20 protein-coding genes and 1 pseudogene are annotated in these 24,931 nt (G+C 41.5%); 10 read left to right on the top strand and 11 right to left on the bottom strand.

The annotated features are described in order from the left end of the window. The first annotated feature begins 31 nt into the window (after positions 1-31). Complete coding sequence (gene yfcC, locus CWC03_RS10705) at positions 32-1,435, top strand: putative basic amino acid antiporter YfcC (RefSeq protein WP_138581911.1); 1,404 nt, start codon at positions 32-34, stop codon at positions 1,433-1,435. Between the two features lie 4 nt (positions 1,436-1,439). Continuing rightward, entirely contained in the window at positions 1,440-2,606 is a 1,167-nt protein-coding gene (gene iadA / locus CWC03_RS10700; RefSeq protein WP_138581910.1) for a beta-aspartyl-peptidase, read from the top strand. Positions 2,607-2,697: 91 nt separating this feature from the next. On the opposite strand, the gene CWC03_RS10695 is transcribed toward iadA, so the two are convergent. Further along, the gene (locus CWC03_RS10695) at positions 2,698-3,399 is read right to left on the bottom strand and encodes a MauE/DoxX family redox-associated membrane protein (RefSeq protein ID WP_138581939.1); all 702 of its coding nucleotides are present in this window, start codon (positions 3,397-3,399) and stop codon (positions 2,698-2,700) included. Between the two features lie 358 nt (positions 3,400-3,757). On the opposite strand from CWC03_RS10695, the gene CWC03_RS10690 reads away from it, so the two are divergent. Then, positions 3,758-5,302, top strand: coding sequence for a methyl-accepting chemotaxis protein (locus CWC03_RS10690; protein WP_249314004.1), 1,545 nt, complete (start codon positions 3,758-3,760; stop codon positions 5,300-5,302). Between the two features lie 125 nt (positions 5,303-5,427). On the opposite strand, the gene CWC03_RS10685 is transcribed toward CWC03_RS10690, so the two are convergent. Then, positions 5,428-5,820: a tellurite resistance TerB family protein gene (locus tag CWC03_RS10685; RefSeq protein ID WP_138581909.1), complete on the bottom strand. Its 393-nt coding sequence runs from the start codon at positions 5,818-5,820 to the stop codon at positions 5,428-5,430. A 423-nt stretch (positions 5,821-6,243) separates the two neighbouring features. Between CWC03_RS10685 and CWC03_RS10680 the strand changes: the two genes are divergently transcribed. The 3 genes from CWC03_RS10680 to CWC03_RS10665 all read left to right on the top strand — a co-directional run bounded on the left by CWC03_RS10680 (position 6,244) and on the right by CWC03_RS10665 (position 9,687). After that, positions 6,244-6,651 (top strand): hypothetical protein, encoded by a 408-nt coding sequence (locus CWC03_RS10680; protein WP_138581908.1) that lies wholly within the window; start codon positions 6,244-6,246, stop codon positions 6,649-6,651. Positions 6,652-6,742: 91 nt separating this feature from the next. Beyond that, complete coding sequence (locus CWC03_RS10675; protein ID WP_138581907.1) at positions 6,743-7,660, top strand: M14 family metallopeptidase; 918 nt, start codon at positions 6,743-6,745, stop codon at positions 7,658-7,660. A 1,070-nt stretch (positions 7,661-8,730) separates the two neighbouring features. Beyond that, a complete protein-coding gene (locus CWC03_RS10665; protein WP_138581906.1) occupies positions 8,731-9,687 on the top strand; it encodes an FHA domain-containing protein in 957 nt (318 codons plus the stop codon). A 48-nt stretch (positions 9,688-9,735) separates the two neighbouring features. Here the strand turns inward: CWC03_RS10665 and CWC03_RS10660 are convergent, their stop codons facing one another. The 8 genes from CWC03_RS10660 to norR form a co-directional block, all read right to left on the bottom strand. After that, entirely contained in the window at positions 9,736-10,248 is a 513-nt protein-coding gene (locus tag CWC03_RS10660) for an Mpo1 family 2-hydroxy fatty acid dioxygenase (RefSeq protein ID WP_138581905.1), read from the bottom strand. A gap of 82 nt (positions 10,249-10,330) precedes the next feature. Beyond that, the gene (locus CWC03_RS10655) at positions 10,331-10,699 is read right to left on the bottom strand and encodes a DUF1294 domain-containing protein (protein ID WP_128726175.1); all 369 of its coding nucleotides are present in this window, start codon (positions 10,697-10,699) and stop codon (positions 10,331-10,333) included. A 1-nt stretch (position 10,700) separates the two neighbouring features. Then, the gene (locus CWC03_RS10650; RefSeq protein ID WP_138581904.1) at positions 10,701-12,854 is read right to left on the bottom strand and encodes an exonuclease domain-containing protein; all 2,154 of its coding nucleotides are present in this window, start codon (positions 12,852-12,854) and stop codon (positions 10,701-10,703) included. A gap of 77 nt (positions 12,855-12,931) precedes the next feature. Continuing rightward, on the bottom strand, positions 12,932-16,243 hold the full coding sequence (locus CWC03_RS10645) for a PAS domain-containing hybrid sensor histidine kinase/response regulator (RefSeq protein WP_138581903.1): 3,312 nt from the start codon (positions 16,241-16,243) through the stop codon (positions 12,932-12,934). Next, complete coding sequence (locus CWC03_RS10640; RefSeq protein ID WP_138581902.1) at positions 16,240-17,469, bottom strand: ABC transporter substrate-binding protein; 1,230 nt, start codon at positions 17,467-17,469, stop codon at positions 16,240-16,242. Before CWC03_RS10640 ends, CWC03_RS10645 begins: the two co-directional genes overlap by 4 nt. A gap of 151 nt (positions 17,470-17,620) precedes the next feature. Further along, the gene (gene bfr, locus CWC03_RS10635; protein ID WP_138581901.1) at positions 17,621-18,103 is read right to left on the bottom strand and encodes a bacterioferritin; all 483 of its coding nucleotides are present in this window, start codon (positions 18,101-18,103) and stop codon (positions 17,621-17,623) included. A gap of 3 nt (positions 18,104-18,106) precedes the next feature. Then, positions 18,107-18,577, bottom strand: coding sequence for a bacterioferritin (gene bfr, locus CWC03_RS10630; protein ID WP_095729185.1), 471 nt, complete (start codon positions 18,575-18,577; stop codon positions 18,107-18,109). 241 nt (positions 18,578-18,818) lie between these two features. Then, positions 18,819-20,381: a nitric oxide reductase transcriptional regulator NorR gene (gene norR, locus CWC03_RS10625; protein ID WP_138581900.1), complete on the bottom strand. Its 1,563-nt coding sequence runs from the start codon at positions 20,379-20,381 to the stop codon at positions 18,819-18,821. A 386-nt stretch (positions 20,382-20,767) separates the two neighbouring features. Between norR and CWC03_RS10615 the strand changes: the two genes are divergently transcribed. From CWC03_RS10615 to CWC03_RS10600, 4 genes are all read left to right on the top strand, one after another. Next, on the top strand, positions 20,768-21,985 hold the full coding sequence (locus CWC03_RS10615) for an NnrS family protein (protein ID WP_138581899.1): 1,218 nt from the start codon (positions 20,768-20,770) through the stop codon (positions 21,983-21,985). A 25-nt stretch (positions 21,986-22,010) separates the two neighbouring features. Then, on the top strand, positions 22,011-23,180 hold the full coding sequence (gene hmpA / locus CWC03_RS10610; RefSeq protein ID WP_138581898.1) for an NO-inducible flavohemoprotein: 1,170 nt from the start codon (positions 22,011-22,013) through the stop codon (positions 23,178-23,180). 128 nt (positions 23,181-23,308) lie between these two features. Further along, complete coding sequence (locus tag CWC03_RS10605) at positions 23,309-23,782, top strand: low molecular weight protein-tyrosine-phosphatase (RefSeq protein ID WP_138581897.1); 474 nt, start codon at positions 23,309-23,311, stop codon at positions 23,780-23,782. Between the two features lie 63 nt (positions 23,783-23,845). Further along, positions 23,846-24,490, top strand: a complete 645-nt coding sequence (locus tag CWC03_RS10600; RefSeq protein WP_138581896.1) for a 2OG-Fe(II) oxygenase — start codon at positions 23,846-23,848, stop codon at positions 24,488-24,490. A gap of 52 nt (positions 24,491-24,542) precedes the next feature. Here CWC03_RS10600 and CWC03_RS10595 read toward each other — a convergent pair. Continuing rightward, positions 24,543-24,760 (bottom strand): annotated as a pseudogene (locus CWC03_RS10595) (transposase); the annotation flags it as partial. Between the last annotated feature and the right edge of the window lie 171 nt (positions 24,761-24,931).

The raw sequence follows: 24,931 nt of genomic DNA, 5'->3' as shown, positions 1-24,931 counted from the left end.
AAATGGGGGTAACCCCATTTTCGTTCTTTATATGCAAAAAACTATAAAAATGCCTGACGCATTCGTTATTTTGCTGGTGATTGCAGGGCTGTGCTATGCGGTGTCACACTTTATTTTGCCCGGCTCGTTCGAGCTAGCAGGAACTAATGATACCGTTGCACTTTCACAGTTTTCACAAGCACAAACACCCGCACCTTTACCTTTGTTTGCCACTCAAGGTGAAGCAGGATTGTTCAACGTGCTATTTGAGGGGCTCGTGAGTGGCGACAGAAATGGAGCCGCTATTGGGGTTATCGCTTTTATCCTAATAACAGGTGGTGCATTTGGCGTATTAATGCAGACCAAAGCAATAGACAATGGCATTATGGCGCTGATCAATTCTACACAAAGGATTGATTGGCTATTTACCCCTAGTCTGTTCATCACCTTTGCTTTGGGTGGTGCCATATTCGGCATGGGTGAAGAGGCTATCGCATTTTGTATTGTGCTTTACCCTATCATGATGAGGCTTGGCTATAACGCCCAAGTTACCGTGCTTGTGACTTATGTCGCAACGCAAATCGGGTTTGCTACTTCCCCCATGAACCCCTTTAGTATTGCCATTGCGCAAAGTATCGCCCAGTTACCGGTGTTCTCAGGCGCTGAGTTTAGGGTTGCTCTCACTATCCTATTCACATTCGTCGGGCTGGCTTTTACGGTACGCTACGCTGCGAAAGTACGTAAAAATCGTGAGGATATCATGGCAAGTACTTCGCCCACGGAGCTACAACTTGTTGATAAGGCGTTATTGCTTGCATTTTTCATGGTAATTATTTGGGTCATTTACGGTGTGACTGCAAAAGGATACTACATCCCTGAACTTGCCACTCAGTTTTTTGTGCTGGGGCTGGTCATCGCCCTGATAGCTAAATTGGGAGGACGCCAATCTATTAGTCAATCAATGGCAGCATTCAAAACAGGAAGCGCAGATCTGCTGCCTGCAGCCTTGCTAGTTGGTCTCGCCAAGGGGCTTGTACTATTACTAGGCGGGAGCGATCTCCAAACACCTTCAATCTTAAATACTGTGCTTTATTATGCGGCTATCTTAATAACCCAAGTCCCAGATGCGTTGGCAGCTTGGTTTATGTATGTATTCCAATCTTTATTCAACTTCTTTGTTTCTTCGGGATCCGGACAAGCAGCTATTACTATGCCTATTATGGCACCCCTTTCAGATTTAATTGGTGTTTCTCGACAAACTTCTGTACTGGCTTTTCAGCTAGGAGATGGACTGAGCAACATCATTATCCCAACCTCAGCGAGCCTAATTGGCTGCTTAGGGGTTGTTAAACTTTCTTGGAACGATTGGGCGCAGTTTATTTGGCGCTTTATGCTACTTCTTTTCACATTAGCAAGTGTGGTCACCATATTTGCTCACTTAACAAATTATCAATAAATTTATGCTAACACTTATTAAAAATGTTGAGCTTTTTACGCCTAAAAAGCTCGGAAAGCGTGATGTCCTTTTTGCAGGGAAAACAATCCTCGCAATCGAGGAGGATATCGAAATAAACAGCAACTTGGAGTTCGCTATCGTTGACGGACAGGGATTTATATTAACCCCCGGATTTGTCGACTCTTTAGTGCACTTTAGTGGCGGTGGTGGCGAAGCCGGTTTTGCGAGCCGCACACCGCAAATGAACCTCACTGATGCAACGCTATATGGGATCACGACTGTCATTGGCGCACTTGGCACCGATGATGTCAGCCGAACACATACCGATCTAGTTGCTAAAGCGAAAGGACTAAAACAGGAGGGGTTGAACGCCTTTTGCCATACAGGCTCTTACCACTTGCCAATAAAAACGCTCGGTCAAAGTATCCGCCATGACATTATGTATATTGATGAATTTATCGGTGTTGGAGAAGTTGCAATCGCCGATCATCGAGGTACGCAGCCTTCGGTAAAAGAGCTTACAACCATAGCAGCAGAAGCGAGAACTGCAGGCCTATTGAGTGGTAAACGTGGTACCGTCTCTATTCATGTTGGAACAGGTGTTGAGCACTTACAACTTCTCCATGAAGTAGCACAATCTAGTGAAATACCGCTCAGTCAGTTTTACCCAACTCATATGAATCGAAATGCCGAATTGCTAACTGCGGGGATTGCATTTTGCAAAGCTGGCGGAACCATCGACTTTACCACTAGTACCACCGAGTACGACTTAGCTAATGGTGAACTAGCAGCAGCCGAGGCGTTGGCATATTGCTTAGACAAAGGCGTGAACTCGCAACAACTGACCATGAGCTCCGATGGACATGCAAGCTTACCAATTTATAATGAACAAAATCATTTAGTTGGATTTGAAGTGGGTTCAGAGTCTTCGCTGCTTGGGGCGTTCCAGCAAGCGGTACAGCAATTTAATGTGCCGCTTGACTTAGCTCTGCAATCGATTACGTCCAATCCAGCGAGGATTTTAGGATTAAATAAAGGTGAGATCTCTGTCGGTAGTGATGCCGACCTTGTTTTGCTCGACGCAAACACGCTAACGCCACATAGCGTTTGGTGTAACGGTCAAAAAATGGTTGAAAGCCATAAGCCAATAGTCAGCGGTTTCTTCTCTTAAAATTTGGCAGGTAGCACTATGCTGCCTGCTAATTTACGGAAGTTTTAAAAGTAATCAACCAGCTCGTACCTTACCCGAGCCTCAGGATAAATCAGAAATAGCTGTACAACATAAGTGCTCCAGCGCTAAACATAACCACATTTTCTGTTAATGATATAAAGCCTAAAGGCACATCAGTGTCACCACCAACGCATGCACATTTGAGCGCTCTTTTATCAATATATACGGCCTTAAACACCGAGATTGCGCCTATAAGCCCTATGAATATTGCCACTGGCGCATAATAAATGGCAGACAACGTTGTTAACATGCAAACGCCGGCATATAACTCTAAGTAGGGGTAAGCATACGCGTATTTTAGATGGCGCATCGCTAACAAGTCGTAAGTGATAAAGGAGTTTGTAAAGCTATGAACATCCCGTATCTTTTGTACCGCGAGTAACAGCATGGAAAACCCAATAAAGGGCATTATCCATTCTACAAGATTATCGACAGGAAATTGTGTCGCGAATGTGACCAGCAGCGCGACTAAAAATATTGAAAGTACCGGCCAGTATACGTTTTTCTTTTCCTTATGTGACGGCTTGCCTAGATATCGGCGTAGCGCTTCATAGCCGCCAATATGTTGATCGTTAATAAATATTTGTGGTGTAGTGTCAACGTTATGAGTGGCTTTAAATTCATCCGTCTGTTCCCTTGACTTGAGCACTCTGTCGTCTACATAAAAGCCCTCTCGTGAAAGCAAATCCTTAGCCCGGAGACCAAAAGGACAAATGTGCGATGAGGTATGCATTCGGTAAAGTGTCGCATTTTTCACTGGTGGCTCCCCCTATTTTATTACAAACATAAGTAGAAATTACCGACCGAGTAAATCAGCTAAGAAAAATCTGCCGACATTAACGCAATTTCAGCTTAATGATTGTAACTAAAGCGAATTCCATACCACCTTTAATTACACTCAATAACATGAAAGCTGGTTGAATTTATTGATGTATCACAATCAAATTAATCTCGGCTAAGGTAACAATAGATAAACCTGATCTTGGTCAGCAAGCCTTTTATTAAACCACGGTTCGGTCAAAAAAACCTTCTGACTATAAAGTCTTAGATTTATATTTCGCCTTGTCTTTAGCTACCGAGATAAAAAACAAATGTCAAAAATAATGGGTAGGGAAATAAAGTTAGACAAGCACAGTGTATTGCTTTCAACAACGGATCTGGATAGTCGAATTACATACGCAAATCAGTCATTTTGTGACACCGCGGGTTTTAGCATTGAAGAAATGCTTGGTCAGCCTCACAACTTAGTTCGTAATCAGGATATGCCAAAAGCGGCATTTAGAAATATGTGGTCTACCATTCAAAACGGCCAATCTTGGATGGGGCCTGTTAAAAACTTAACCAAAAATGGGGATTACTATTGGGTAAACGCTTTCGTCACTCCAATTAAAGACGAGCGAGGCAACATAGTTGAATACCAATCTGTAAGAACTTGCCCTTCTTCCTCCGTAATTAAACGCGCAGAAAATGCTTATCGCACTCTTGATAGCCAACAAAAAACGAGCCGCTATGACAGCACTCGCCTTTCATTTATGTTATTGCTTTTCGTCGCGATAACTTTGCCTCTAGCATCAGTATTAAACAACCATTGGTTTACCCTGCTACCATTGACTCTGTTATGCTTCACGATTGTGTTGACCGCACGTTTTCGATCTAAATATAAAGCTTTGCTCACACAAGCCAAAGCGATTTTTGATAATGATCTAATGTCTGTGATATACGGTCAATCTCGAGACCGAGTTGCCGATATTACACTGGCATTCGAAATGCAAAAGGCGAAAATTTCTGCGGTAGTAGGCCGAGTGAACGATGTATCCATTCAAGTCAGTGAAAATGCAAAACTTACCACACAAAGCGGTCAATTTGTTGCTGAGTTACTAAAACAGCAAACAAGCGAGGCAAAAGAAATGGTCGCTTGCATGGACGAATTTTCACAAACAATTGATGAACTCTCAGAAAACGTAAACCATGCTGCAGATGCAGCCAATAATTCAGAGCATCAGGCTGGGCTTGGGAAAGCCGCAGTAAAGGATGTTATTGATTCTATTCACTATCTTGATGAGCATTTAATGGAAGTGAACAGTGCCGTAAATCGCTTAGTCTCGGGAAATGACCGCATTCAAAATATTCTGAGTGTTATCAACTCTATTGCCGATCAAACCAACTTGCTTGCGTTAAATGCCGCAATTGAAGCCGCCCGAGCGGGCGATCATGGCCGAGGATTCTCCGTTGTCGCAGATGAAGTTCGCACACTTGCACAGCGCACACAAACTTCCACAGAAGAAATTACGCAATTACTTAAAGAGCTAAATGATATTTCCAGCTCCGCTGTTGAGTCAGTGCAAAAAAGTAATAGTCTATCAAATCACAGTGTTGACCTTGCAAAAAATAACGGTTCAAGCCTTGATACCATTCAAAGCCATGTCATGCATTTAGCCGATTTAAATCGCAGTGTTGCTGCAGCCATTGAACAACAAAGCGGTGTGGTAAAGCAGATAAGCCTCAATGTGGAGAGCGTAACAATGCTGGCAGAAAAAGGCACTGAACATGGCGAGCAATCGTTTGCTTTAAGTCAAGAGTTGCTAAGTCAAATTGAGCAACAAACACGCCTAATTCAACAGTTTTCTCAAACATAAGAAAACCTAATAGAACACGACTTATTATGTGCGTAGTTCAAAGCCAAAAAGACACTGAGATATCAGTGGATCTCAGTATTTAATTGGATACCTTGGATCCACTGACCTTGCAGCTAAAGACAGTATTATAGTTCGGCCTCAAGAATGGCAAGTGCGTCCTTTTCTGCCTGTTTCACATTACCATCGGCTTCAATAACACGCACGGCCAAATCCTTAGCAAGGTTACGCATCGGCTCGTCGATAATATTATTCATGCGGTGTTGCACATAAGCTTCAATGTCATTATTTTTTATCGCTACAACAGATTTTGAAAGGCTATCTTCTATGTAATCGTCTAATGCGATTGCAGAATTCCACTGCAGACTTTTTGCCCACTTTCTCACAACATGTTTTTCACTTTCACTGATGACGCCATCAACACCAATAAAGAGTAATGCGATATCAATTAGGGCTTCTTTTTGCATCTGATCGACACAAATACCTGTGTCAAAGTGATTGAGTAGCTGTTCAAATTTCATAATTCTTCCTTAACCCTTTTCTGCAAGACAAGATCACAGATATTTCAAGACGGAACAAAAAACGCTAAGATTTAAACATATGCTAACTTTTTCCATTTGTCATATTAAAAAAGTGCAAGTTCAATTACACCACGCTCCGTAGGCCGTAAAAAGTCGAAAAATAAGGAGGAGCCACTCATTACATTTCACTTTTCACAATTAAAAAGCTCCCAAACACTGCCAACATTATTATCTCTATCGCTAAAAGGCGTTATGTCTGCGAACCTACACCTCTAATATATACGACTAAAGAAGCAGCCTTTAGAGAAAATATCAATTACAAAGTTTGATTTAGTAAGAAAAGATCATTACCTCCACAATTGATTCATTTTGTTGAAATAATTTGCACACTCTCAGAATCAATCAAAGAAAATAGGAACAACAATGAAAGAGTTAAAACTAGGAATGAACTTATCATTTTTCATTTCCCTTTCTATTATAGCGCTTACCTTACTTGTTCTAGATGCCTTAATCGTGTCAGAAAAGATCAGCATGGTTTCTTTTGTCCAATTAACGCTATCTGCAGCAATCATGTTTTATATTGTTACAGGGTTATGGGCAATATTCAGTGGTCAAAGCCGAGTAATCATTTGCAATCAAGGCGTGGTTTATCACAGTCTGTTAGGCCAAAAACACTATATTCCAGCAGAAGAAGTGGAAAAAATCTCCGTAGAACGATTACTTTGGTTTAGTTATACCAAACTTTATCTGACAAGCGGTGTACTTAGAATTTGGTCTTTCAAACCCAATCTTGCGCAACAGCATAGCCTTAAACTACTTGGATATACTTAATCCCAAGCTTATTGGTGTGTAGTAGGCCGTATAAAGTTGCTTTCAAAACGAGGCATTGAGTAAGATAACCTAAATTTACAATGAGGTTATTATGCAAAGACAATATGCTATAGGTACGCCCGGCGTACCTTGGACTTCCAAAGAAAAAACATTGTGGTTAGAAAGCCAATCTATCAAACGTTCATACTCTGAAGAAGTAAAAACTCAAATAGAAGCGCTCAAGCACGTTTTTGACGTCACCGAGTATGGTCAGCTTGACTACCCCAACCAAACTTATTCTCTATTTGCATTAACAACAAAAAACTGGCAGCAAAACAAACCAACCATACTCGTTACCGGTGGCGTGCATGGCTATGAAACAAGCGGTGTACATGGTGCGCTCGCTTTTGCAAAATCAGAAGCACAACAATATGAACAGGCTTATAATTTCATAATCTTGCCTTGCTTAAGTCCTTGGGGCTATGAGACGATAAACCGCTGGAATCCAGAAGCCATTGACCCTAACCGCTCTTTTTATGCAAATAGTCCAGCACCTGAATCTCGATCAGCAATGGACTTTGTCAATAAGAAAGCAGCAGATATTCTGTGTCATGTTGATTTACACGAAACCACAGATTCTGATAATTCTGAATTCCGCCCGGCATTGGCAGCAAGAGATGGTAAAGAGAATCACAATTGGAATATACCTGACGGTTTCTATTTAGTCGGACATACTCAAAAACCGGAAGCTAAATTCCAAAAACGTATTATCGAAGAGGTGGCTGAGGTAACCCAAATTGCAGATGCTGATGAAAATGGGCAATTAATCGGTGTTGATATAGAGCAGCACGGTGTAATTAATTATGATGGCACTGCGCTAGGTTTATGTATGGGTATGACCAATGCCGCTTTTGTAACAACCACAGAAGTTTACCCTGATGGTCAAAACGCAACACCAGAAAACTGTATCGCGGGACAAGTGGCCGCAATTAGAGGGGCCATTAAGTACTTAGAAAGCGAGAGACGATAAGGCTTTAGAAGGTGTGGTTTGTTAAACCACACCAAGGAAAATGAACATAGCCTACCAAAGTGTCCGATTGTGCAACGTTAAACTTTTCCGATGAAAACAACACGACCTGTTAATATAAGCTAATTCGCTAAGTCTTGCTGACCGCTAACAACCCCAAAGAGTTCTTCTTTAGTCACCATCAAATCTTCAACGCACACATCTTCTCTCCGACACCTGTTTTCTCTGTAGAACACTTTAGGCCTTTTAGTCGGTCAGGTCACGACTGTTTACCACTCGCAAGAAATTATCAGCTTCGTCAACAACGAGTTTTGAGCGCACGTAGCCATTTTTTCATCATGTCTAAAACATGAACAATATCGACACCTTTTGCTCTCACCTAAAGCAGCCTACGAGTAAAGTCATTCGCCACCTTAACCACACCACCATCCATATTTATAGGTTCTGAATCGAAGTGATCACAAAGTTGAAATCCCCCTTCCAACTTAACTGTCTTTCACGCTCTGAATTGGCTCATTTTATGCTCCTGCTTTTACAGAGCTTCTGGCTTTTATGTTGTTGTGAACAACCCACAACCAAAAATAAAAAGCACAATCAGTGTAAAAGCAGTAAAAAATTAGTTCAGGTAACTGGAAAGGTAAGAGAGATTACAAAATCTCCAATTATGCATGTCTCATTTCATAGGGAGGTGACCTATTCAAGTCAATGAAGTCTAAAACTCCTGTAATCTCAGTGTAATGCCGTGTAATAGCTAAATTTAAGTAATCGAATTAGACTAAAGATGTTTGCTAGGATTTATCACCCTAATATCAAACAATTGGTTTAGGTTTTGGGATTCTGCGTCAAACTAGAAAAACTGTAATTCCAAATTAGACCAAGCCGGTACGTAAGTACTGGTGAATTCTTCCCTCAACGAGACCCACCTCGTGGGTCTTTATCATTGAGTAGAAGGAAATAAAATTGTATGCTTCACCGCACTTATACATGATATAGATGAGATTTACGCCTCGCTGAATTGTGATATCTATTTTGTATAAGCATGTAATTTTCATCAAAGTTATACGGAACTAACTATGGCTTATTTAATCGACGAACAGAAACTCGAACGAGTCTATCTTAAAAGCTATCATACGGTAGGCCGCTATAAATATAGTGTAGATACCTTAATAGACAAGCCGGGAGTTTCGCGACATCACGCCATTATCGAACTCAATGAAAACAAATGGTTTATCCGAGATGTGAGTACAAATGGCATCTGGATAAATGACAAGAAACTCGATAAAAACCTGCCGTATCAGCTATTCGAAAATGATAAGATTGATTTTGCAGCACCTGGTCAAAACTCGTTTGTGGCGGCGAACTTACAAACCGAGTGTCAATATTTAGTTTCACAGTCAAACAACCAAAAAGTAGTGGAAGTAACGAATCAACTTCTACTCCCTAGTGAAGATGACCCTAAACACATCATTTACTATGATAAATTGCTCAACTATTGGTTTTTAGAAGATCTGAATACCTCGGATCGACAGGCCTTGATAGATGGCAGTATTGTCTCTTTGATGAATGACCAATGGATGTTTTTTTCTGCCACGACTATTGCTGTAACCAAGCATTTAGAGTGCCAAAAGACAGCAAAACCAATGGCGTTAGAGTTCAATGTTAGCCAAGACGAAGAAGATACTCAACTAACACTAAGTGTTGACGACAAACACCTAGATTTAGGCGTCAGAAGTCATCACTACTTACTGCTGCTGCTTGCAAGAACTCGGATCCAAGATAAAGATGCAGGCCTTGAATCGGATGTTCAAGGTTGGGTTTATCGTGATGACTTAGCAAAAGCACTCGGCGTACAAACAAACCATATGAACATTATGGTTCACCGCGCACGAAAGCAATTTGTTGATTCCGGTGGTGAAGATTACCCAGAAGCTACCTTTTTATTAGAAACTCGCTGTGGCCGAGTAAGATTAAATTGCCAAGATATCACCATAATAAAAGGCTCTAAACTAGAAACTCGCATGACAACTTAGACAGTCTTTACAGTTGGGCAGAAATAGCATTTTAGCCCAACTATTTGCCTATGCTTTATACTCTCCAGCATTATTCACTATTTTGTTTTCGAGCTCCTTGAATAACCCTAATACAAATAAAAGCTCAACAAGCACAAACAATGGCCCAATTGCTAAACCAATCAAGTCATCAACAAACGCAGGCTTTTTCCCCTCGAAATAATGCCCTATAAACTGTAACACCCAGCCCACAAAGAAAACACCAGCCCAAAACAGTACGGTCATTATCCCAGCATTAGCGATAAGTGGATTTAACGTTTGAACAAGGAAATAAAAAGCCAGTATGACTGCGCTCATCATGAGTCCGAAAGTGGGGGATAACATCAGGTAGTAGCAACATAAAACTGACCCTATCAGCGCGGCAAGCGTGATGGTAGCTCCTGACACATCGAATAGTGGGATAAAAGTCATGCCGACAACTGCAATCACAATAAACGGGATCCCAAAAAAGTGAGTCAGAATGTTCTTTTTGCTGCGATGATACATGGCATACTGACTTAATAGCGTCTCTAGTTTGTTCATTATTATTCTCTCACTGATACCAATTATCCTATTGATAATTAGTCAACAAAGAAAATTTATCAATAAAAAATTCTATTAGGGCCTATATAAATAACCAAATAAACAGCATGCCGAACACGATGGTCTGCATCATGAGCACCATCAACAGCTTAAAATTAAAGCTAGGCTTGATGGTTTTATGCCTGAGTATATACATCGCCACTGGTGTGATAATATTGAGCCCGAGTAACCCAAAAAGTAGCAAATTACGCTCAGGAATGCGCGATTGAGCAAGTGTTGAAGCTCGCTTATCCCACCAAAAAAGTGCAAATATAAATAAATTGATAACCAACAACACCACTGCAGAAATAACCGCTTGCCAAGGTAGCTTAGATACACAAAGTGCCCCTAGCCACACGCCAGTCCCCCAAAATAGGCCCATTTGCTGATGCATTAAACGAACGGCTGACATGCTACTTTCCCTGTCTTATTGTATTGATTTGAATGAAAATTTCAGCAGTAGCATAAGCATCATCCATCGCCCGGTGATGATTAACCAAAGGTACATTCATCGCTTGGCAAAATGCTCCGAGCGCATAGGAGCGCAGACCTGGTACAAACTTTCGGCCTAACTGCACAGTACATAACTTTGCACGAGTAAACTCTTGATCAACACGAGCAAACTCCTGCCGAATAAAGCCATAATCAAAATTCACATTATGCGCGACAAAAATAGCACCTTGGCTAAACTGCTCAACTTGCTCTACGATTTCGCAAAACCTCGGAGCATCACTCACCATTGACTGAGTGATCCCTGTCAACTCAGTGATTTTTTGTGGGATACGGCGCATCGGATTAATAAGCGACTGCCATTTAGCAACGACCTCACCGTTAACGACTTTTACCATGGCGATCTCAGTAATGCGATCAAACTCCTTATTTCCCCCAGTGGTTTCAATATCGACAATGACATATGGTTGCGCTTTGGAGATGTGCCATTCAACGGTTTGCAGCCGTGTGGGAATATTGCATTGCAAGAGTTTAGAAATGTTAACTAGCTGACTTCTGCTAAGACTATCACCTGGTGCCTTGATTTCTTCAAACCTTAAGCCCGCTTTTTCATCGACTATCATCAGATCGGGAAAACCGGATTTCATCAGATGAAAGTCACTACACAATAGCCTTAAAACAGATTTAACACTCTCAATTGACACGTTAGACAATAATATTTTTATCGCGTCGAGCATCCTATCGTGCCAAATAAACAACCGATTGGGTTCTCCGTAATGTTGACTCATCTGGCGCAAAAGCCAGTTTATCCAAACCAAAGTATCTGTAAAACTCGCTAAGCGGCATTCAATCTCTTCCTCAAACTCGCTGTAAAAACGATTTTCTTTTAACGCCAGCGGAGTTCTAGAAAACCCATTAGCAACGATACTTTTTGGGTGATAAAAAAGTTCTTGCCAAAAGGTCAATCCAAATAAGGCTAGCCAAATTTTATTTTCAACATGGTAGGCTTCAATGCCGTGACGTTTGTAGTAAGCAATAACGCCTGCTTCGGTTTGCCCTTTATAGGCCTCATCAATTTGGATCGCAGATTGACTTTTTCTTAGCATATCCGTGAGTACAGAAGTGCGTTTTTGGTTAAATTTGCGCTGGTAAAAGTCTTCCGCGAAGATCATCAGTGTTTCATCGTTTTCACCCTGTAATATCCGCTCTAATTGCTCACGTACCAGCTCAACTTCACCTTGTTTATAATGATGTCGTATCAACATCTCACGAGCTTGAGGGAGCTCACTCATACACAGTAAGGTTTTAAAATGGGAAAATTCAGGACCTAACTTTCTGGCAAGCGTCAACAGGTACTTTGCATGCGCAGTCACTGCATATTGCCCATCGGCCTTAGGTAATTGTTGCGCTATCGCTTCGCTAGCACGCTGTACCAACTCATCTTCAGGGGTGTTTTTGAGCTCACTGAGTGCATTTGCATAATAAAACGCGCTCACTGCTTCTGATCTTTGTTCAAAATGTGCATGGTAAGCGGCGTTAACGCTCCGGGTATTCATTACACCAAGATCCCGCATCGAAAATTGCGCTAAGCTAAGGCCTACCTTACCAAAGTACAAAAATAGAAAGTAGTCAATATCAGCTTGAAATGAGAACGTGAGATACTTGGATAGATATTCTTGTACATTCACATGTTCAACACAGATAGAGTGATGCAAATGCTCTACCCAGAGCAATTTTTTTGCCGATTTACTTGGCGGCTTAGTTAAGTTCTCTCGCTCAGCAAGTTCAATTAAACATGGTTTAGTTAAGCAATGTAGTAATATTTGAAAGTCGTCTTGCTGTACTTGGCGAAGTAACCCTTTTGCTTTTAGTGAAAGCGCGACCTCATAAATACTATTGATCTCTTCGTAGCGCAACGAATTGATATCCAGAAAAGGAGTTTTGCGAGAAATAAACCGCACTAGCAAACACAGTTCATCTTCAGGCAAGCGATGTAGTTCAGCCAACAGCTCACGCTGTGCGTTACTTAATAGCGGTTGACATACTTTAAGTAAATAATCACTAAGCTCACTAAAGTGACTTAAGTAATATTTGACGGGTAATTCTTTTCTCAACACAAACCAAGGCAACTGTTTTTATATACAGTAAAGATTACCATAGATAGAAAATATTGCCAATTTGCTTCAGTTACCCATTAAGTCGTTTCTTCTGTACCATCTGTAGATGTATATTCGCTTTTGTATAGCCAATATTGTAATTTTTCGCTCAATGGCTCTTCCGAAATGGGCTTTGTGAGATAATCGTTCATGCCCGCATTTAGACACTTTTCCCTATCACCAGACATTGCATTAGCGGTCATGGCTAATACTTTCACTTCCTGATAACTCTTGCCTACGGCTCCGTCTCGGATTAACTCGGTAGTCCGATAGCCATCCATTTCTGGCATCTGACAATCCATTAAGATCAGTTCAAAACAGCACTCATCTTGATGAGATTTGAGCAACTCGATAGCAACAAGTCCATTTTCAGCGACTTCAACATCTGTGATCCCCAATTTTCTGAGCATACTTAATGCAACAATTTGGTTTACCTCATTATCTTCAACTAATAGAATGCGGCAAGGCTTTGGCCAAGTACATTCGGTTTCATTCGCCTTTCTTACCAGCTTCAAATAGTGACTTGTAACCAGTGGCTTCGCATTAGCCAGCGCTTTGCCATCTTCAGCCAAAATGGTTAATGCATCAAAGAGGTCTTTGGTTGTCACGGGCTTTGGGAAATAACCCGAATAGCCACGCTCTGCGTAAAACTGGCCATCTCCTTTAGTTCCCATTTGCGTCATCATGATAAGCTTAATCGTTTTGAATCGCTTATCATTTTTTAGTGCAGCGCCGAGCTGCTCACCCGACATACCTCTGAGCGTCATGTCCAATAGGGCTATATCAAACACATTTTTATCACGCTGGTATTCAGCTTCACACATTGATAATGCTTGTATGCCTGAACTGGCTTTACACACCTCCGCTCCCCAATGCTTCAATTGAGATTCTAAACTCGCCAAGGTCGCGAGGTTATCGTCAACTAAGAGTATTTTGATCCCTTCCAGATCTACTTTTGTCGTTTCGAACTGAGTATTGTCACCGTGAACTAAGGTAACAAAGAATTCAAATTGGCTACCGTGACCAAACCGACTACTTACGGTGATATCGCCGTCCATTAACTCACACAGTTGCCTGACAATGGCAAGCCCCAAACCCGTACCACCGTATTTCCTTGTTGTAGAGGCATCTACTTGAGAAAACTTAGCAAAAAGTCCTTCAGCTTTGTTCTCTGGTATACCTATTCCAGTGTCTTCAACTGAGCAGTGAAACCTCAGCTTATTCTCTACCTCACTAAACCAAGCTCGAATAATAATTTCCCCTTGCTCGGTAAACTTGATTGCATTACTAATTAAGTTGGTAATGATTTGTCGAATGCGGCTCGGGTCTCCCCGCACCAATGGCTTTTCAAGTTGGGTAACATCAAGGATAAGTTCAAGTCCCTTTTTCTGCGCCTGCAACGCAACGGATTCAATCAACTCGCCAAGCAAAGCTCTAATATCGAAATCTAGTGACTCAAGCTCAAGTTTGCCTGCTTCAATTTTAGAAAAGTCTAAAATATCGTTGATAAGATTTAACAATGACTTGGCGCTTCCCATTGCTAGACTCACTTTATGTAACTGAGTTTGAGTCAAGTGCTCATCTTCCAGCAGGCTTAACATGCCTATTACACCATTCATTGGCGTGCGGATCTCATGACTCATTGACGCTAAAAACTCACTTTTAGCTTGGGCGCCCTGCTCCGCCGCTTGCTTCGCTTGCTCTAACTCTTTTTTCGCCTCGACGGCAGCAGTAATATCCTGTTGGATACCAACAAATGCTGTTATTTGGTTCTGTTCATCAAATACAGGGGAGATCTGTAAACTATTCCAAAATGCTTTCCCAGATTTGGTATAATTTATCAACTCAACTTTGACGAATGCTTGAGCTTTTATTGCAGCTCTGATTTTATCTATAGCTTGCTGTTGGCTTTGTTCTCCTTGCAAAAAGCGGCAGTTCTTACCAAGTATTTCATCTCCATATTCGGTGATCTGTTTAAAAGCTTTATTGGCAAATACGATCGGTAATTCAGGGTTCGTCGCATCAACGATCGTAATGCCAACATTTGCACATTCTATTGCTTGAGCAAGTAGGTCATTTTGCTCCTTTGCCTTTTTCAGCGCTTCTTGATGGAGCTTTTGATCAGTTATATCTGAAAGTGATCCAACTATTCGCTTTGCTTTTCCATCTTTAAGTGCTGCCGCGCCTTTGAGCCAAAAGTAGCGATAGCTGTTTTGCCTCGTTTTTATTCGGCACTCGACACCAAAAGGCTCTTCTTCTGTCATATGGAATTTTATAGAGTTTTCTAAATTGGGTAGATCTGCAGGGTGAACTCGATCAAATAAACTAGAAATATGTGCAGAGAATAAGGCTTGTGTCTCTTGAGAAAAGCCGAGCAAAGATTTAAATCTATCTGAATAAAACACGGCATTTCGCTCAAGATCCCAATCCCAAAGGCCATCATCACTGCCAAATATTGCGAGTTTAAATCGCTCTTCACTTCGCGTAAGTATTGCTCTGGACTCTTCTAGTTTCTTGAACGGGTTTAACAATAGTTGTTTACCAAATAGGTAAAGCAACCCAAAGGACAGGAGTAACCCAAAGGTTATCGCACCTATAAGGTCCAAGACAAATATTTGCACTTCGTTAGTAACCAAGCTTTTTCGCAAACGATAGTCTAGTTGAAGTCCCGTTGTTCCGATAGCTAATGACTTGATACTAAAATAGTCCTCAACACGTTCAACATCGGAAAACTCAAGCCATTGCCCTTTTAACGAGATGCTATGAAGTTGAGAGTCTAAAGAAGTCGCCAGTAGGGTTTCAAGGCTGGTCGAAAACTCACCAATAAGCGCTCCTTCAGCAAAACCGTTATAGTAAATAGGTACCGCTACCGTAAAAAAATGCTGGTTAGCAACTTTAGTTAAATCTATTGCATTACTGATTTCAGCGTTAATCACCTTATCCAACCAAATAGGTTGTTGCCCTAGTATTTCATTAGAGTCAAAGTTTGCATAGACTACTTCTCCGAGAACGTTAATTACCATCAGTTTCTCTGCTTTGCCTATAATTTGAAAACTGCGCAGAAAATCTCGTAACTGTGTTGCAGAGAGGCCTGTTCCCATCGCACCATTTACAACAATAGGGTGCGAAGATAGATCAAATAGTATTTGTTTTCGGCTCTCCAAGTATTGTGTCAAATTGTTTACCGAGAGTTGAGCTTGGGTCTCATTCGTTTCTCTTACCAAATCTTCAACTATGACATTTGCTCTTAGTCCAACGAAGAGCGCACTGAGCAGAAGTGAAATGATAGCCGTTAATCCTAAAAAGGCGTAAAAGGCACGATTACTCGTCAAAGTGAGTTTATTTTTCAATTTGACCCCGAGTAACTATAAACTAGTTTAATACTGCCATTAGACTGGTATTGTCCCATACACAAGTCTTGCACTGTCAGCGCTTCATGAGCGGAATCATTTTTTTCACTCCACACCCGAAATGGTCGTTGATAGGTTTTTATTAGGCCGTTAACTGGCGATTGCAAATCCTCCAATGCACTTTTTAATAAGGCTCTATTGGTAGCAACCGATTCTGTCAGTTTTATTTGCTTTGCCGCCGCAATAAGAAGCTTGGCAATGTCATACCCATGGATAAATCCAGGTGCTGCTTGAACAAACCCATGCGTTGCAAACTGAGTTGGGAAAAGCCGCCTTGCCCGATTAAATACTCGCGCCGAAAACTCATCTAACGGTTTATTCTCAAAAGAAAAGCAGCTTTGTAACACCGCCAATGAGACATCTGCAGATAACTTATCCCCAATAACATCAAAAAAGTTACCCGCAGTCACTCCCCAATGACTTATAATCGGCAGGCGCTCCACTTCATCAATACTCGCCATGGCTTTTACAAACTCAGCTCCTTCAATCGCATTGCCAACAAAAATGATGCATTGTGGCTCACTCTCAATGATATTACGAATAATAATCCTTGCTTCACTCTCTCGAGTGGCCCAGTTAAACCAAGATACGGGTAACGCACTGTTAGGCTTAGCCTTTTTATACTCTCTTAACAATGTGTCGTAATTGGAGCGTCCCCATGCAGTATCCTCAAGGAGTAAATGAGGCGCAACACAACCTTGTTGATTTGCATAATTGATGAGTACTTTACCCGCTTTGGTGTCATCTACCGAAAGCCTAAACACCCAATTGTCCTTACTCGGGTATCTTGTAATAGGTCCACCAGCGGCCCAAGGAACCAACAGCAGCGCTTTATTCTCGTTGATAAACTGACGAAATTTAATATAGGGGGGAGAATGCACGCCTCCAAGTACTAACAAAGCATCGGGATCTTTTAAAAATTGCTTAAAATGGAGCAAACTACGATTACTATTACCACGATGATCTTTGCTCACTAATTCAATCTTAAAACCTTGTATTTGATTATCAACTTCATCGAATGCGGTCAAAAATCCCATTTTTATCGCTTCGGCTGACTCATTTAAATTAGAATAATCAGCGTCATGATAAATACGAAACACTAGCTTTGAGTTTGCTGCGAGACAAACCGAGCTCAGGAGGCAGAAAAACAGTAATAATATTTTCATCGTATTACTAATTACTCAACACATAACTAAACTTTAGTTCAAATCATTGTGATTGCTTAATTTTATAGCGAATACCTTACACGTTATAGCTCAGCAGAAGATTGCATGGTACATAAAGAAACCACACCCTAAAGCGGGTGCGGTGGTTGGGTCATTCAGAACTACTTGCAAGTTGGCTCTGAATGTAATTTGGTAGACCTATTAATTTGATCAAGTTAATGTGTTGCTCAAGCCAATAAATATGATCCATTTCAGTATCATCTAACAGAGTTTCAAGCATTTCTCGCGTGACATAATCTTGCGCTTGCTCGCACGCTGTTATCACCTTTTTCAAATGATCTTTTACCAAAATTTCAGCTGCCAAGTCATTTTCTAGCATTTCTTTCACGTCAGCACCGACGTGAATTGGCGCACGAGAAGCGGTATCCGGTGTGCCTTCCAAAAACAAAATACGCTCGGTGATCCGTTTTGCATGGTCAAGCTCTTCTTCGTACTCGTGAGATAGCTTGTGATGCAGCTTCTCAAGCCCCCAATCTTCATACATTTTGGCATGAGCCAAATATTGATCCATAGAAGAAAGCTCAAGAGTAAGTTGCTTATTGAGTAAGTCGATGATGGTAGAATTGCCTTGCATAACTTACCCCTCAATCTGCGATTGCAGATAATTTTCAATGCCAGTATTTTTGATTAAGAAGTGCTGCGTTTCGAGCCAATCCACATAGCCTTCTTCATACTCAAGAATATCTTCTAGTAGCTCTCGACTAACATAATCCTGTTCGTGTTCACACAACGCAATCGCATCGCGTAGTGTCGGTAGCTGATCGAGTTCAAACGCTAAATCGCACGCCATCATTTCTTCGGTATGCTCACCTATTCGTAACTTTTCTAAATGCTGGAGGTTTGGTAACCCTTCAAGAAACAAAATACGCTCGATTAGATCATCCGCTTGCTTCATATCCTTGATAGATTTTTTGTAAGCTTTCTCGTTTAACTCTTCCAATCCCCAGTTTTTGTACATTCTTGCGTGTAAAAAAAACTGGTTTATCGATGTTAACTCTAACGTAAGCACTTGATTTAGCGCTGTTATAACTTGCTTATTACCCTGCATAGGGCCCCCTAATAATGTCGAGTGACGCCCTATAACCCTAGTTCAATATTTATTCTTCGCAAGATTAAATAAAAATAACAGTTTTCTTAATATACCCTTTTAAAATAAACAACTTATAAGAGTATTAATAACAATTTTCATTACATTTCGGGTTTCATTTTTTGAATAGCTTGTATTCAATCTTAACTCAGAATAAGAAACAGGCTAAGTTATTGAAACTCACAAAAGCAGCTCAGGTTATTCAACTCATCTGCTTTTTAACATCTAACCCCAAACGCTTCGCTAGTCGAACTAAATTTGCTCTATCCATTTCCAGCTCTCTCGCAGCTGCCGACCAATTTAACCCATTACGTTCCATCGCGTTAACGATCATGTCTTTTTGTAGTAGCTCGACGGCGAGTTTCATGGTAATAGGACCTGCTTTCTCTTCCTTAATAAGGCGGTCAGCTTGCCGTTTTTGTTGATTGTGTTTTGGCTCAATATCTATGTCATGGATCTCGATGATATTAGCCTGCCACTGTTGGTGCTTAGCTTTTAACGCTGCACGACTGACACAATGCTCAAGCTCTCTGACATTACCCGGCCAATCGTAATGCATTAACCGGCTGAGTGCTTGCCTATCCATCACTACTTGTTTTGCGTTGAGCGTACCTCTAAGCTGCTCTAAAAAAAAACCAACCAGCAGCGGTATGTCATCTAGCCTCTCAGTCAGTGGAGGAACAAATAAAGGATACACACTCAAGCGATGATAAAGATCCGCCCTAAATTTTCCGCGTTTCACCTCTTCTTTTAGGTTGCGATTAGTGGCAGCAACTACTCTAACATCGACAATATGAATACGGTCAGCACCTACCGCTTGCACCTCGCCGCTTTGCAGCACACGTAAGAGTTTACTCTGTAAAGTCAGGCTCAGTTCGCCAACTTCATCCAAAAACAGTGTGCCTCCATCTGCGGCTGCAAACTTGCCTAATCGGTCTTTATCGGCGCCAGTAAACGCCCCTTTTTTGTGACCAAAGAGTTCACTTTCTGCTATCGAGTCAGGAAGCGCTGCACAGTTAATTTGTACAAACGGTTTGTCATTTCGCTGGGAATTAAAGTGTACATGTTTTGCTACCAACTCTTTACCCGTTCCCGTATCACCTTGAATAAGGACATTAAACTCAGAGCCAGCTACCAGTTCAATTTCTGATTTAAGCGAGTGCATCACCGCACTCTCTCCTACCAAGATTTGCTTTTTAACGGACTTTTGGGATTGGGTATGTGTAAGTGAACGTGCTTGCTCATAGAGACGCTCAGCCTCAAACATACGTAATGCACTACTTGAGACAATTGTTTGTAGGGTTTTCATATAAACGTCAGACAAGTGCTCAAAGCTATCAGGTTTAAGGCTGTCGAACGTTACCAATAAGGCACTACTTTGCAGTGCGACCTTGAATCCCATGCAGGCATGCACTGGCAAGCGACTTTCTTCCGCTAGTAACAGACCATCGTAGGGGTCCGGTAAGTTGCTATTGGCAGGAAAACTAACTAGCTCGTCAGACTCGAAAATAGACATCAATCTAGGTTGTTCTGAGAGCAAAAACTGCCGCCCAACAGCGTCCGCACTCAATCCATTGCAAGCTAGAATCGTTAATGCATGCTGATCGCCATAGAGAATGGCGATGGCATCAGCGGTAACAGATTGACTCAATGCTGAAAGCAAGGACTTAGCGTATTGCTTAACCTCGCGCCCCTCTTGTGCTAACGAAAGTCGTGACAACGACATACTAAGCTCAAGCAACTTGGAGAGTTCTAACGAATTCATGTCAAAAAGACTCAATTTACTCAAATAAACACCATTTAAGGTAGGTCAATTTGACTCAAATATCAATAGGATAATTGTAATATTTTGATTTATATAAAATTTTAAAGTTGGCGTAACACCTGCAATAGATAGTCTATATATCAACATTCGCAGAGTTAACGATGAGCCGTGCATACCAACTTTTAAGATTTAGCAACATCGCCATTTTCACATCTCTCGCAGCGTTTATGCTGTCACTGCAAGTGAGTTTTTTTAGCGTTGAAAGCTTCAGCCTTTTCTCACAAATTGCAGCGCATATTAGTACTATCGTATTGGCCGCCTTGATTAAGCTTGCCTACGTCATCCGCCTTGTTTGTCTATACCACCTAGGTTTGGAGGTTAAATAAATGAGTTTAATCCAGCTAGAAGAGCCCTGTCCAAAAGCAGTGTGTTGGTATTTACCATCTACTTGGCCGGTGTTGATGCTCGGCTTTAGAGCGCTATTTTTACTCGCGGGGTTATTCGCTGTCGTGAGCATTTCTGTATGGGCTTTATTGCTCAATGGCAATGTTGTTTGGCGTAATGAATACCCAGCGACCTATTGGCACGCCCACGAGATGCTGTTTGGCTTTGGCGGTGCTGTCGTCGCCGGTTTTTTGCTAACCGCGGCAAAAAATTGGACGCAAAGACAGACATTACATGGTGGCGCACTGCTGTCACTCTGTATTATTTGGTGTGCTGCTAGGCTGAGCTTTTTTGTGGCAAATTCATCAATCATCATCACCTTACTACTACAACTGGGTTTTTGGCTCATTGTTCTAATCAACTTAGCATCCATTATTCTTGATGCAAAATCCAAAAACAATCGTGTTTTTATTTTTGCTGTAAGTATGTTGTGTGGCTGCAACATCATATTTTTGATTTTACTTCACAACCAGCACTTATTATTGCTAAGCGCTATAAGCCAAGCAACGCTAGTTGCTTACATGCTGTTGATTGGTGTAGTGGGTGGCCGCGTTATTCCATTTTTTATTGCCCGAGGATTGCAGCAAGTACAAAAACCACATACTCCGAAGTTAGACAGGACGATTTTCTACCTCGCCATCATCTGCGTTTTCACCTATATCCTGCAGTTTGCGATACCCAATACTCACTATTTAAGTGTTGCACTCCTGCTCCTTGGGCTACTGCACTCGATAAGAGCAACCTATTGGTTTAACGGTAAATTATTTAACGTACCACTGCTTTGGTCATTATATCTTTCATACTGTGCAATCGCAGTGGGTTTAATACTTATCGCATACAACAACACCTTTGCACCAGAGCATTTGCGCAGCCATCTTCACTTAGTGGCAATTAATGGCATGGGATTAATGATCTTAGCCATGATGACTCGCGTTACCTTGGGCCACACTGGTCGACTATTACAGGTAGGCACGACAACTATACTGGCGTTTATCTGTATCGCGGTATCAGGTCTTATCCGCGCATTCCTAATTCACTTTATAAACCCGCACAATGCATGGCTGTTAAGTGCCGTGGCTTGGGTTTTTGGTTTTATGCTTTTTTTCATTACCTTCGCGCCCATGCTGGTACAAAAACGCGTCGATGGGCGAATGGGTTAACTCTACTCTCAAATTGGAGATATTAATGCTTACAAACAACACGATTGAGTTGGTAAAACAAAGTGCACCGCTATTGGCTCAGGTCGGTCCCGAGATCACCGCCAAGTTTTATCATAATATGTTCAATCAACACCCTGAGCTGAAAGGGGTATTCAACCAATCCCATCAGGCTTCGGGAAAACAGCCGTTGGCACTATTTGCGGCATTAGCAGCCTATGCCAATTACATTGATCAACCAGAAGTGCTCAGTGACGCCATTTTACGTATCAACCACAAACACGTTAGCCTTGGGATCTTACCTGAGCAATACGCTATTGTTGGCCGGCATTTAATTGCAACACTCAAAGCCGAGTTCAGCGAACAATTCACAGACGAAATAGAGCAAGCTTGGCTTAGTGCCTACCAGTTTTTAGCAGATTTATTTATCACCGCAGAGCATGGTCTGTATCAAACCGCACTTGATCAGCAAGGTGGGTGGCAAGGAACGCGTGAATTTACGATTGAAAAGGTAATAAGCAATACTGAAAATATTAAGAGCTTTTATCTCAAACCAGTCGACGGTAAAGCCGTACCTCATTACCAAGCTGGGCAATTTATTTCTGTTTTTATACCAAAAGAAGTAGCAGGGTTTCAGCAGATCCGCCAATACTCTTTGTCTGTTGCCCCCAATGGTTCGTATCTTAGAATTTCGACTAAACACGACGGTGCCGTATCGCAATATCTTCATACGCTTAAAGCGGGCGACCTCCTCAAGCTCACTCCACCTGCTGGAGACTTCGTCAGACAACACACAGCCAGTCCAAAGGTATACATTAGCGCTGGGGTTGGAATTACTCCTATGCTTTGCATGCTTGGTGTTCATAGCCAGCATTCACCTGAAGTCGAGGCACACTTTTTACACGCTAATAAAGCCCTCAGTGACTTAGGTTTCAATCAAGAAATCAATGAGCTTGGTAGCAATATCCGAGATTTTAATGTGGTTACATGGTTGGAGTCAGAAGCCGATGGTACATATTCTGGGCTGATGGATATCAACGTAATCAAAGATACTTTGCCGCTCACACACGGAGAGTTCTACCTATGCGGCCCGGTTGCCTTTATGCGCTTTATCAAAACCCAACTGATTAATGCCGGTGTACAAGCCGAGCAAATCTTCTATGAGGTATTTGGTCCTCACGAAAACCTTCCAAACTAACAATTTAAATTTGGCGCCCTAATACTGTTGGTATTAGCCGGCGCCTTGTATTTTGCTCTGAATTAAAAAGTCGGTATGCTTGGAGAATGAATACTATTGGTATAAAAGCGTACTTGAAGGACAATAATATGAGCGCAATTTCTAGTATCTTAGTCGTCTGCATGGGCAATATCTGCCGCTCTCCAACTATGGAAGCGGTATTAAAGCACAAACTCGAAGCAACAGAGTTAACAATCCGTATCGATTCTGCTGGTACCATTGGCTATCATCAAGGTAACCCTCCAGATCCACGAAGTGTCGCAACAGGAAGCGCAAGAGGATATGACTTTTCAGGCATATCAGCGCAGCAAGTAAAACCCAGCGATTTTGAAGATTACGATTTAGTTTTGTGTGCAGACAACGCTAATTACCGCGATCTACTCTCCATTTGTCCTACCGGTTTGGCTCATAAAGTTCAGCTGTTTTTAGCGTTTGGTGACATGAGTGAGCATGAAGTGCCTGATCCTTATTATGGTGGTGAACAAGGTTTTGAACATGTGCTTGATTTAATCGAAGCCGCCAGCGAAAACATCATTAACAAAATTCGCTTATCGACAAGGTAAAATTAACTCGCTGGATCGGTACCAAACAAAGGGGTAAAAAGACCTTTTTTAGAGGCACCGCTATTGTTAGATTTAGACTTAGAATTTCCGTTCGAGAAATTAGCTCAGGACTTACAAACCACAGGCATTAGTATTTTGCCAAATTTCGTCAGTCCCGACATTTTATCCAAGTTGGAATTGAGAATAGCAGAGCTAAGCAATGATGATTTTAAGCAAGCTGGCATTGGTCGTTTAGCCTCTCACGAGCAAAATAAGAAAATTCGCAGAGATAAAATTCACTGGCTAGATAGCAGCAATGAGTTGGAATCTGTTTGGCTCAACTACATGGGCGAGCTAAAAACCTATTTAAACAGACGGCTGTTTATGGGACTTTTTAGTTATGAAAGCCACTTTGCCATTTATCCTCCAGGGGCGTTTTACAAAAAGCATATGGACGCTTTTAAGGGAAAGACCAACCGTATTTTGACCACGGTATTGTACTTGAATCAGTCTTGGGCGTCAGACAATGGCGGCGAACTAGTTGTTTATAATCCCGATAATCACGACGAGATACTCACAACGGTACTGCCAAGTTACGGCACACTGGTTACCTTTTTAAGTGATGAATTTCCTCACGAAGTATTAGTTGCCAACGAAAAGCGCTATTCAATTGCAGGGTGGTTTAGGGTTAACGCCAGCATTAACCATTCAATTGATCCACCAAAGTAATTGAAAGCTCAGCTTTATTACTCTGCGTTTCGCTAACTAACCCGAGAGCGGTTTAGGCCATCAGTTCATCAACAGAAATTGATGGCTTTTTTCGTTGTGGCTGTATGCAATCAGCGCACCTAAGACTGTTAATATCATCCCATGCAAACTTCTATGTCTTGAATGCTCTGACTGACAAATATTCTTTAGCTGGTCATTCACAGTTTCAATAATAAAGCGCTTTGATAACATTGCCTTGTCCCAAGCAGAAATAGCTCTGGCCTTCATATTATACCAATTGAATTAATTCTCTAATCAATTTGAAGGGTCAAATAGCATATTAGCTTCGTTAAAAATTTCTCATTTAGAACAACTAAATAGCAAAATTTTTGCCTTGCCTATATGGATATAGATACCTTGTCAATAGCAGTATGCTGTAGCGGTGTTATCGACAAAATTTCC

Source organism: Pseudoalteromonas sp. S2755 (assembly GCF_005886535.1).
Classification (GTDB): Bacteria; Pseudomonadota; Gammaproteobacteria; order Enterobacterales; family Alteromonadaceae; genus Pseudoalteromonas.
The sequence above is the reverse complement of the archived record's forward strand: the minus strand, read 5'-3'. Positions and strand labels throughout refer to the sequence as shown.